Source organism: Microcoleus sp. PH2017_28_MFU_U_A, from assembly GCF_020738035.1.
Classification (GTDB): domain Bacteria; phylum Cyanobacteriota; class Cyanobacteriia; order Cyanobacteriales; family Microcoleaceae; genus Microcoleus.
On sequence record NZ_JAEQCX010000051.1, the window covers coordinates 40,137 to 51,380 of the forward strand.

General features: G+C 45.2%; 8 protein-coding genes and 1 pseudogene. 3 read left to right on the forward strand and 6 right to left on the reverse strand.

From position 1 onward, the window contains the following. Window positions 1-338: 338 nt before the first annotated feature. The 3 genes from JGK14_RS12955 to folK all read right to left on the reverse strand — a co-directional run bounded on the left by JGK14_RS12955 (window position 339) and on the right by folK (window position 3,310). Complete coding sequence (locus tag JGK14_RS12955) at window positions 339-1,790, reverse strand: FAD-binding domain-containing protein (protein WP_293220841.1); 1,452 nt, start codon at window positions 1,788-1,790, stop codon at window positions 339-341. Between the two features lie 280 nt (window positions 1,791-2,070). Then, a complete protein-coding gene (locus JGK14_RS12960) occupies window positions 2,071-2,619 on the reverse strand; it encodes an NUDIX hydrolase (RefSeq protein ID WP_293152783.1) in 549 nt (182 codons plus the stop codon). 202 nt (window positions 2,620-2,821) lie between these two features. Further along, window positions 2,822-3,310: a 2-amino-4-hydroxy-6-hydroxymethyldihydropteridine diphosphokinase gene (gene folK / locus JGK14_RS12965; protein WP_293185390.1), complete on the reverse strand. Its 489-nt coding sequence runs from the start codon at window positions 3,308-3,310 to the stop codon at window positions 2,822-2,824. A gap of 134 nt (window positions 3,311-3,444) precedes the next feature. On the opposite strand from folK, the gene JGK14_RS12970 reads away from it, so the two are divergent. Beyond that, window positions 3,445-3,912 carry a hypothetical protein gene (locus JGK14_RS12970; protein ID WP_293220838.1) on the forward strand — a complete coding sequence of 156 codons (468 nt, stop codon included), beginning with the start codon at window positions 3,445-3,447 and terminating at the stop codon, window positions 3,910-3,912. A gap of 254 nt (window positions 3,913-4,166) precedes the next feature. After that, on the forward strand, window positions 4,167-6,518 hold the full coding sequence (locus JGK14_RS12975) for a PhoX family protein (protein WP_293193160.1): 2,352 nt from the start codon (window positions 4,167-4,169) through the stop codon (window positions 6,516-6,518). Window positions 6,519-6,642: 124 nt separating this feature from the next. On the opposite strand, the gene JGK14_RS12980 is transcribed toward JGK14_RS12975, so the two are convergent. After that, window positions 6,643-6,984 carry a DUF5615 family PIN-like protein gene (locus tag JGK14_RS12980; RefSeq protein WP_293185393.1) on the reverse strand — a complete coding sequence of 114 codons (342 nt, stop codon included), beginning with the start codon at window positions 6,982-6,984 and terminating at the stop codon, window positions 6,643-6,645. Window positions 6,985-6,987: 3 nt separating this feature from the next. Continuing rightward, window positions 6,988-7,329, reverse strand: a complete 342-nt coding sequence (locus tag JGK14_RS12985; RefSeq protein ID WP_293185394.1) for a DUF433 domain-containing protein — start codon at window positions 7,327-7,329, stop codon at window positions 6,988-6,990. Between the two features lie 240 nt (window positions 7,330-7,569). On the opposite strand from JGK14_RS12985, the gene JGK14_RS12990 reads away from it, so the two are divergent. Beyond that, the gene (locus tag JGK14_RS12990; protein WP_293185395.1) at window positions 7,570-9,723 is read left to right on the forward strand and encodes an SPFH domain-containing protein; all 2,154 of its coding nucleotides are present in this window, start codon (window positions 7,570-7,572) and stop codon (window positions 9,721-9,723) included. Between the two features lie 156 nt (window positions 9,724-9,879). Here the strand turns inward: JGK14_RS12990 and JGK14_RS12995 are convergent. Next, window positions 9,880-11,146 (reverse strand): annotated as a pseudogene (locus JGK14_RS12995) (IS5 family transposase); the annotation flags it as partial. Between the last annotated feature and the right edge of the window lie 98 nt (window positions 11,147-11,244).

Consider the following 11,244-nt stretch of genomic DNA (forward strand, 5'->3'; position numbering starts at 1 on the left):
AGAGCAATACAGTTAACTGAAAACTGGTAGTCAAAGGTACGTAGTTGCGCTTCAGCGCTCTTTCTTATATATCAAGCAATACAGTTAACTGAAAACTGGTAGTCAAAGGTACGTAGTTGCGCTTCAGCGCTCTTTCTTATATATCAAGCAATACGGTTCACTTAAGAGTGCTACTCGTGAAACTTCTATGAAAAATAGATACAGTTTGCTTCGTTCCTCTCGAAGGAAAATCTTAAGTAAACCTCATTGATAGATAAAGAGCGCTGAAGCGCAACAACGTACCTAATAATGAACACCTATTAAAAAAACTAAAGTCCTCACTACAAACAAAAAATCATCTACTCAACGATTTTTTGCTGTTTAAAAAGTTCCTTAAACTTGCGCTGCTGTTGGTTGTGATCTACAATCGGATCGGGATAATGAAGCAGCCGACGTTCTATAGGCGAAATATTTCCAGTTAGCAAAAGCTTAGTATCCACTCGGCGCAATTCTGGAACCCAGTGCCGAATATATTCCCCTTCCGGGTCAAATTTTTGAGCTTGACTGGCGGGATTGAATATTCGCAAAGGTTTCGGATCCATGCCACTCGATGCACTCCACTGCCAGCCGCCATTGTTAGCAGAAAGGTCGCCATCAATCAATTTTTGCATGAAGTATTTTTCGCCCCACTGCCAGTTAATAATTAAATCTTTGGTGAGGAAACTAGCAACTATCATCCGACATCGATTGTGCATCCAACCTGTTTGATTTAACTGCCGCATTGCCGCATCAATAATTGGATAGCCAGTTTTGCCCCTGCACCAAGCTTGAAACAGCTTTTCATCGTTCTCCCAGGGAAAGTCTTTGAATGCTTTACGGTAGGGGCCATCTGCTAATTCAGGGAAGTTATACATCGCGTGTTGGTAAAATTCCCGCCACGCTATTTCCTGTTGCCAAGTGCGGATACTTGTGCAGGCTTCTTCGCTGCGGCAAGTGTCCATTACTATCTGGGTAGCTTGCCAAACAGTGCGGATGCCTATTGCACCAAATTTGAGGGCGGCGCTGAGTTCTGATGTACCCTTATTTGCGGGGAAATTGCGCTGTTCTTGATATTCGTAAATAGCGTTCTCGCAAAATTCTTCTAATTTTTTTTGCGCGGCACCTTCTCCGGGTTCTATTACTAATGGATTTTCCCAAATGAATCCCAAACTCAAGGCCGTTGGCAGTGTTTTCATGGCACCTGTTTGGTTGGCTATTTCTTGTTCTTCTGCGGTTAATCCCGTCATTAATTGCGGATAATTTATCGGCAGTGTCTCTACAGCTTGGGCTTTTGGTTGGCTATTCCATTTTTTCCAAAATGGTGTATAAACTGTGTAGGGATTCCCTGTACCAGTCCGTATTTCGTCCGGGGCGTGCAGAACTTGATCCCAGAAGTTTTTAACTTTTATTCCTGCTTGTTGGAGGGCGTTTGATACGGATATATCGCGCTCATTTGCATAGGGTTCTACATCTCTGTTCCAAAATACTGCTTTAGCATTAAGTGCCGTGGCTAATTTCGGTATTCCCATACGCGGGTCATCTTGAATTATTAGTAATTGGCTGCCTGCTTCGCTGTAACGTGAGGAGAGTTTTTCCAAGCAACCTATCATGTAGGTAACTCTGGCTGGCGCTACGTCATCGCGATCGAGTATATTGCGATCGAGACAAAAAATCCCGACTACTTTCGGACTTTGCTGGCGTGCTGCTGCGAGTCCAATGTTGTCAGAAATACGCAAGTCGCGACGGTGCCAAAATAAAATTAAATCAGACATTCGATTTTAGATTTTAGATTTTAGATTTTAGATTTTAGATTGACTCCCACGGATCGAGCCGGGGATTGTTAGAATGCAGAGCTTTTCATAGTCTCTATCCCGCTCATTCCCCCGGTTCAAGATGCGAATCAATGAATCCGGGGGCTGGTTACCAGAAAGAATTGGTTGAAAGCCTCTCCCCGATCGGGATAAATTAAAATCAGACTATTTATTACTCCAATCCTCTTCCTTCCTCAACTGTCAACTGTCAACTGTCAACTGTCAACTGAACAACTTTGCTTTAAGTCAAAAAAGGACGCGCTAAGAAGAAGCTAGAAATAGATTTCGCATCAATTGGTTCCCCGGCTAAGATAGCTTTTTCTAATTCTTCTGGAGTGAATAAAACTGTCTCCATGTCTTCATCATCGTCTTGTTCTGGCGGCTGTTCTAGTTTGACCAAATCTTGTGCTAAAAAAGCATAAATGATTTCGTCAGAATAACCGGGTGCTAGCATAAATTTGCCTAATTCCCGCCATTTTCCGGCGCGATATCCGGTTTCTTCTTCGATTTCCCGTTTGATAGTTTCGGCGGGGTTTTCATTGATTTCGACTGTACCTGCGGGAAATTCTAAAATCCGCCCTTTGGCGGCGAAGCGGTATTGTCGCACCAAGACGAGTTTACCTTCGGGGGTAACGGGAACTGCTAGTGCTCCGCCTGGGTGGCGAATACATTCCCAGTCGCCTTCGGAACCGTTGGGAAGGCGGAGGCTGGCTACGTCAAAGTTGAATTTGCGCCCTTGGTAAAATAGACGCTGTTTGAGGAGTTGGGGTAGTTCTTGACCGATCGACATAAGTGAGAAGCGAATAATGTTTGATTGCACCGATTTAAGACATGATATCGTTTCCGGTGGCATCGGAATAATAATTTGGATGCTGTCAGTGCGAGCGTCCCGCTCGCTACCCAAATCGCGAGCGGGACGCTCGCACTACATAATTCCGATGCCAACGGATTTGACATCATAGGCGATCGCAGCCCGGAATTTTGCTCATTTTCTACACTTTCATTTTTTGCACTCCGGAGCAGTCTGCGGTTTTCAGGATTTGGCCGATCGCACTTTTCGTCACAGGATGCGCCCAATCCGGCGCAATTTCTACCAAAGGTACTAATACAAAAGCTCTTTGGGTCATCCGGGGATGAGGTAAAGTCAGTGTCGGAGTTTCTAGGATTAAATCATCGTACAGCAGCAAATCCAGGTCGAGGGTTCTCGGCCCCCATTTTTCGCGGCGAATCCGATTAAATTTTATTTCAACTTCTAATAAAGTTGCTAGCAATTGTTGTGGTTGTAGCGTAACTTCTAGGATGGCACAGGCGTTAATGTAATCGGGTTGCGGCGGCCCTACGGGGGCGGTTTGATACCAGCTAGAATGGGATTTTACGGCGATTCCGGGGGTGTTGTTGAGAGTTGCGATCGCGCTTTTGAGCGTGGCGAGGGAGTCGCCTAAATTGCTGCCAAGGGCGATCGCACATTTTGTTGATTTCATTGGGAATTGGGAATTGGGAATTGGGCAAACAGGTCATTGGTCATTGGTCATTGGGAATTTAATCAAAGCTTAATAGACTTTTAATTGTTGTTGATTATAATTGATAAATCTTTCAGTATTTAATTTAAAAATTAATGAGTTTACACCGTCGGCTTTTCTCTGCCATTATGCTAGTAACTATCAATTTAACAACAAGTGTATCGATCGGTTTAGCAGAAGCTAAGGAAACGTACCTTACCTTAAATTCGGACGATAGTCAATCTTTCGCGGGTTTAGTTCAGCAGGCGGAAGATTTAGCCGCATTGTCGATCGCCCGCGAGTTTCAAGAAAATCCGGCGTTAACAGAAGTTACCATCATCATTACAGCCGATCGCAGCCGACAAAGAGTTCCGGTTTTGCGATCGAGAGTATCCCGCAGCCAGTGGCAGAAAGATTCGAGAATCGAACAGTGGACTAGATATTTTGCTGATTCTCAATACCTGTTGGGATTCAGAGATAGCTATATTTCGTCGGGAAATTCAGGGCGATCGCAAACTATTAACGTGCCCGCCCCCAGCCGGCCTGCATCCCGACAAAACGATCCGGCTTTTCGAGATGATTGAAGAATTTGGGCATGGGGCATGGGGCATGGGGCATGGGGCATGGGGCATTGGTTATTGGTTATTGGTTATTGGTTATTGGTTATTGGTTATTGGTTATTGGTTACTACTGACAACAGTTAACAGACAACAGTTAACCTTTTGTTAACCTAAATATCTCCCAATTTTAATTAACCTTAAGGTTAACTTCCCTTAATTTAACAGTGATAAATTTCTAGGTAAATCATGATTAGGGATGTTGGGTTGAATAGGAATTTATGTCTAAAATAACTCGCCGACAACTGTTAATTTTCTTCGGTAGCAGTGCAGCTACGACTGTGCTTGCGCCTCAACTCACTGAAAAACTATTCGGCATCAATTCCACCTCGGCCGAAGCTGCCTTAAGTCCTCTATCTTTCACTCCGTTAAGACTACCTCATCCACTGCCAGTTTATAAAGAATTGTCGAGCTTTATGCCTACTGCATTGAACGGACAGGGTACGGTAATGGCGGCCTCGCAAAATACTAGATTAACCAGCTACAACGTAGTTGACGATGTGGTTGTCCCGCCGGAATACGAACGGTACGTGATTCTTCGCTGGGGCGATCGAGTTTTCCCCGATTCGGCAGACTATTTTGGCTACAACAACGACTACACCGGCTTCGTAGAGATTCGCGGCAGCAATGACGATGGCTATCTCTGGGTTAACCACGAATACATATCCTTCCCGATGTCGAAAGTGGCACCGGAAGCGCCGGCAGATGTGGCATCTTTCCCCGCAACCGATCGCGCTGTCCTCGGTTTAGACTTATCCGTAAAAAATCGCGCTACCCTCGGCGAATTTCTATACAATCTCGGTGGATCGATCGTCCGCATCACCAAACAAGCTGATGGACGCTTTAGGGCGATCGCCCGCGATTCCCTCAACCGACGCATTCACGGACTTTCCGGCCTCGGAATCAACAGCCAGCGTGCGGACAAATACAAAGATGTCACCTCCTGGGGAACCAGACGAGGCGACGACAAATATCTCACAGGTACGGGCCCCGCAGCCACCCAAGTCTTCGCCCAAGTCAACAGCGACGGGCTCGGAAACCGGATCGTCGGTACAGCCTACAACTGTTCCGGCGGCACAACCCCGTGGGGAACAATCCTCTCCGCCGAAGAAAACTTCCAAGGTAGCGAACTATTCTTCGTCGGAGTTCAGGAAAACGTCAAACCCAACGGCGGCCAAACGGGCTACGCCAAGGGCACGACGGGCGAAGAATTCGGCTTAGTCGGCGAAAAATACGGCTGGATGGTAGAAGTCGATCTCCAAGATCCGAATTTCCGCCCCCGCAAACACACCGCTTTAGGCCGTTTCCGCCACGAAAACGTCGCGATTCGCGCCGAAGCAGGCCGCAAGTTAGTAGTGTACATGGGAGACGATCGGCGCGGCGGACACACCTGGAAATTTGTTAGCAACGGTACTGTCACCAATCCCGCAGATAAAAGCAACAGCCGCTTGTTTGAAGATGGCACTTTATACGTCGCCCAATACAACCGTAACGGTGCTGGAAGATGGTTGCCACTAGCATTAAATAGCCCGACGAATCCGATACGTCCTAGTAAACTTGGCGAAGCGGAATTAGCAAGTTTTGGCAAAGCTCAAAGAGATGCTAATACTCGCTTACCCAAACGCGCCGGAATTGCAGGTCAAACTGAAGATGGTGGTTCATTTGTAGCGGATATAACTAATGAAGCAACAACACTTGCTGGCTACAGAAATAAAAGTCTGGCTAATTTCTATACCAGCCAAGGTGCAGTTTTAGTTGATGCCTTTTTAGCTGCTAATTTAATTGGTGGCACTCCGACGGCGCGACCGGAAGATTTGGAAATTAATCCTACTACCAAGGAAGTTTTCATTGCTTATACTGACGCCGCACCGGGTAGCGACGGTTATCCAGATTCTCGCATTTTTACTGTTGCTAAATACACTGCCGCGCTCAATAGCACCCAGCAGTCTGGAGGAATTTACAAAATTATTGAAGATAGTTCCGACGGTGCGGGTTTGACTTTCCGCTGGCAGCGTTTTGCTCAAGGTGGAGAGGCCGGTGCAGTAGCTGGGGCGGGATTTGCTAGTGTAGACAATTTGGCTTTTGACACTCAAGGTAATATTTGGGGTGTCACCGATATGTCTACTAGCACGCACAATGGTTTTGATGTCGGTGCTGCGGCAAAACAAGCGACGATCGACCACAAAAAGACGGGTAATGTGTCGGAGTTTACTGGTGTTTTTGGCAACAATTGGCTGTTTTACATTCCAACGAACGGCCCGAATGCAGGAACTGTAATTCCTTTTGCTCAAGGCCCGAACCGATGCGAAATCACTGGGCCGACTTTTATCGGAGATACCCTAGTAGTTGCGGTGCAGCATCCGGGGGAAGATTGCCCGATCGATGATGGTACTGTACTCAGCCGCCAAATTGAAATGTTGGATTTGAGTGGTGCTGTTTTCAATCAAACTCGGACTGTTGCTCGCGGCAGTTTGTGGCCGAGTAATATTGAGAATGACAGGCGCCGATCGCCGATGCCTTCGGTGATTGGGATTCGCCGCGTGCGATCGACGACAAGCGGTCAATTTGTTTAAATAGGACTTGCGCGTGAAGCCCTAGAAACCGGGTTTTTGCCCAGATATGTCGTCGCAGCCGACAGATTCGATAAAAACCCGGTTTCTTTTCTCAGCGACGCACCCTACAAATTAGTAACTACCGTCACACAGCAGGACGAACAACACGAATCAGTTTACCTTCCAAAGATTCTGCTGCTGTAATAGCCGCATTGATTCGGTTAGCCAGCGCTTCCCAATTGCGATCGTTCGTACAGGCGATAATGCCAGCATGAAGGGGCTGTATGCGATGCAACCGAAAGAAATCTTTACGGTTTTCAGTAATCACGGCACGTTTTTCGCTACTGGCAAAAGCTAAAACATCCGAGTCAGGAATTCCTTGATTAGCTCTGCCTGCTTCTTGGACAGTCAAAATATCGTGACCTAAAGCTCGCAGTAATTCTACAACAGGATAGGGGTATTGCTCATCGGCATAGAGACGTGCCATCTGCTACAAATCCTCGTACATGACTTCATCGTTTTCCCGAATTTCGGTTTCGATTTCATCGGGAAAGGCTTCAGCATAAGCCCAAGCGTTGGCAATATCAGTAGCAGATAGCGATAAATAGCTTGTGAGTAAATCGGCTTCGCTATAGCCAATCCGACGAGCTTCTACAAGCCCCCAAACGGTGATGCGAGTTCCAGCAATGCAGGCACTGCCACCACAAACACCAGGCGTTTTTTCAATACCGCGCCAAGGACTAATTTTCCCTTGGGATAGCAGTTGAACCACTTGAGCTTTTTCGTCGTCAGAGAGTGCCAGCAATTGAGGCTCTAATTCTTTCAGCGTCATGGCAAACAATAGAATTGCGGTTACTTTCTATCTTATCAAACAACTTTTAAGAAAGTCATCTTAAAAAAGAGCGATCGCCCGAGAGTCAAGCGATCGGCTGGTATTATCAAACAGTCTGTATTGACTGGAAAACCTGTTTTCGCACAAAAATAACCGCAGAATTTCAATAAGTTTTATGTACCCACTTTGGAATCAAGGCTAAGCTGGATGTAATAAGACTCTACAGCTTGTATGAAAAAAATGCTTTATTCACTTTTGCCTAAATCTCAACTCAACATTCGGGTTTTAAAACATTTAGCAGCCGCTGTTTCTGCATCTTTAGCTCTCAGTGCAATTACCACTTTGAAACCCTCGCCAGTAACGGCTGCTGGCGATATCCCCCTAACACAAACCTCGACTCAGCTAGCAGCAAAACCTGATTCTAGGTTGCAGCTAGGGCAGTTGCGTACCACTGTTCCCGTGCAGAGAATGCAGCTCGATGGGGGTGGATTTATCCCGATCGCGATCGGCGGTATGATAGTTATTCTAGTGCTACCGCTATTTTTTGGCGGATTAGTCGTAATTGGCGATCGCGAAGTCGGAATTGTCAGTAAAAAGTTTAGCTTTGGCGGCAAGTCTTTACCCCCAGGCGATTTAATTGCCTTAAACGGAGAAGCTGGATATCAAGCTGATACTTTACCCCCCGGTTGGCATTGGGGTTATTGGCCTTTGCAGTACAACGTTCGCAAAGAATCTCTGACGATAGTTCCCCAAGGCGAAATTGGTCTGGTGATCGCAGCAGGCGGCGAGTCAAATCCACCGCAGCGCATTCTCGGCAAAATCACAGAATGCGACAATTTTCAAGATGCTCGCAAATTCCTCAAAGGCGGCGGCGAAAAAGGGAGACAACTCGGAATTTTGACTGGTGGCAGCTATCGAATTAACACGGCATTGTTTACCGTAATTACAGCAGCAAATTCTCCCAAACACGGGATGACAGCCGAACAGTTAAAACTGTACACGATTGCCCCGGATAAAGTAGGAATTGTCACCACTTATGACGGCGTTCCGATTCAAGATGGCGAAATTGCCGGCCCGATCGTTCCGAATCATGACAACTTCCAAAACTCACAAAAATTTATCACTGCTGGCGGGCGGCGCGGTTTGCAGGAACAGGTTTTGCTTTCCGGTTCGTGGAACTTAAATCCTTGGTTTGTCGGGGTTGACCAAGTGCCGATGACCGAAATCCCGATCGGCTATGTCGGCGCCGTGATTTCCTATGTGGGTCAAACCTCGGAAGATGTCAGCGGCGCTGCTTTCACTCACGGCAACTTAGTAAATGTCGGGAATAAAGGGGTGTGGGTAACTCCGCTTTATCCGGGCAAACATCCGCTGAACACTCGCATTTTGAAAGTAGAATTAGTACCAACTACCAATATTGTTTTGAATTGGTCGAGCAAAATAGAAAGACACAGTTACGATTCTCAACTTTCATCTTTAACAGTACGTTCTAGAGATGGTTTTGCCTTCGATTTAGAAGTAGCTCAAATCATTCACGTCGGCGCTTTAGATGCTCCGAAAGTCATCTCTCGCGTCGGTTCGATGCAGAACTTAGTTGACCACGTTTTGCAGCCGACAATCGGCAATTATTTCCGCAATTCGGCTCAATCTTATTCTGTGTTAGATTTTCTCTCCGCCCGGAGCGATCGCCAAGCGGAAGCAGCCGAGTATATCAAAGCAGCTTTGCGTACCTACGACGTGCAAGCAATTGATACTTTGATCGGGGATATTTTGCCACCCGCAGAGTTGATGCAAACTCAAACCGATCGCAAAATTGCAGAGGAACAATGCAAGACTTATGAAGTGCAGCAAATAGCACAAACTCAGCGACAACAATTGGTGCGGGAAACTGCTTTAGCTGAGATCCAGCAAGAGATGGTGAAATCGGAACAAGGTGTGATGATTTCTGAGTTAAAAGCGAATTCTCAGGTGAAACAAGCTCAAGGCGAAGCTGAATCTATTCGAGTGAAAGGAAATGCTCAAGCTGAAGCTTATCGCGCGGGTGTTGTGGCTTTGGGCGGTTCCGGTTATACGGCTTTGCAGTTAATGCAAATTATCGGTGACAGTCATGTGCGAGTTGTACCGGATGTTGCGGTTAGCGGCAACGGTAGCGGCGGCGGTTTGGTTGACGGTTTACTGGGAATGATGATGTGGAATCAAACGGGGAAAAATGGCGAAAATGGCGGGGAGTTACCTGTAGTTAAGTTACAAAAATCTGAATCTGTGGCCAAGTTACCTGTAGCAAAGGTGAATTCTGTTAAGTCCCCGGAATCTCGCCCTAATTCGCCCCCTGTTGCGAATTCGGATAGTGATATTGATTCGCTGTTTGATGAATTGCCATTTGACAATTCATAAAGGTATGTAGGGCTTGCTGAAAAAGTCAGAAAACAGCATTTAGAAAGATAAGTCAATTCGAGATCGCCTCGGTAATATAAGTTTTGTCAATTTTATGATGACGAAACATAGCTTTTACCAATGATTGGAGCCCAAAAATATCCAAAAAGGTTTTTGTTATGAAATAGACAGAAAAAAAGCCAAAAAGCCTGCCTTCTTCTGGGCAGAAAGATTCATCACCAGAAAAGTTATAGCGATACTTGTTTCAGAAGTATTATTAAGTTTAGCCATCACTCTAGCGAGGCTAAATCTTCTTTTAGCTTCTCCAAATTTTCCCTCAATTAAGTTACGAATTCTCTCGTCTGATTGAGCTTGTTTTTTTATTGATTTGCTCAGATCTTTGGGAGGTCTTCCTAGACGGACACCGCTCATTCTGATGCCGAGTTATTTGCACCAAATTCTATTTTCTTCCGTTCGATATATCCGATCTACATGAATTGATTCAGGGTAAAATCCGGTGAATCGTTTAAATGCTTCTACTTGTGTCTTTAAGTCTCCTGATTCGTTGAAATTATCCCAACTAAGTAGGTCTAAAAATACGTACCCATTTCGACAACTAGCTGACTGTTTTGCCCCAAATTCAACGGATTTCCCGGCTTTCCCTCTAACAATGGGGCGGATCTGTGGTTGCTTTAAACTTACTATTCTGTCGGGAATACTATGTTCTTTCTTTTCATACATTGACAACTGTTGACGGTAGACTGCTGCAACTACTAACAGCATTTTATAATGAGATTTACTCAGCAACTGTAGCTCACCCATTCGCTCTATATTCGTCAAATTTCTTTGGATGTATTGCAGTTGTTTTTTAATTGCTTTTCTTCTTGATTTTCGTCGTGGCTTTCGTTGTTTGGCTATGGTTAGGTATTCTTTTCTGGCTCTGTTTCGATATGTCAAGAGGCTTTTTTTTACGGGTGACTTAATTTGATTGTGTAGAGCATCTATGATTTTTTCAGTATGCTCTCTTGCTTGATTTAATAGTCCTAAGTCCGTCGGATATTTAAGGTCGGCTGGCGCACAGGTTGCATCTAATATTAATTTTCCTTGATTTTTGGGTTCACTTATTTCTGATGATTTTTTTTCAACAAGAGTCCCTGGAGCTTCGGTCTGCTCTTTGACCATTTTTTCGTTAATTTTATTGACTAAGCTGACACCTATTCTCTCCCTAAAATGAACGAACATGGATGAATCAAATGGTGATTCATTACTATAGGCTTTCATGCCTATAAAGTATTGTAGGTATGGGTTTTCTCTTATTTGTTCTACTGTTTCACGCTGAGCTAGTTCCCAGCCTTTCTTTAATTATTAATGCCCCCAATGCCATCCTAAATGATTTGGTCGGAGCTCAATTAGATACTGTAAAATTTTGGGCATATTCATCTTCAACCCACATTCCGCAGATATTCGATCGGATTTAATTTCAAAAGAATTCAGAATTCTCAAAACCTCAAATAATTGCTCTGCAATCATTTGAGGCTTTTT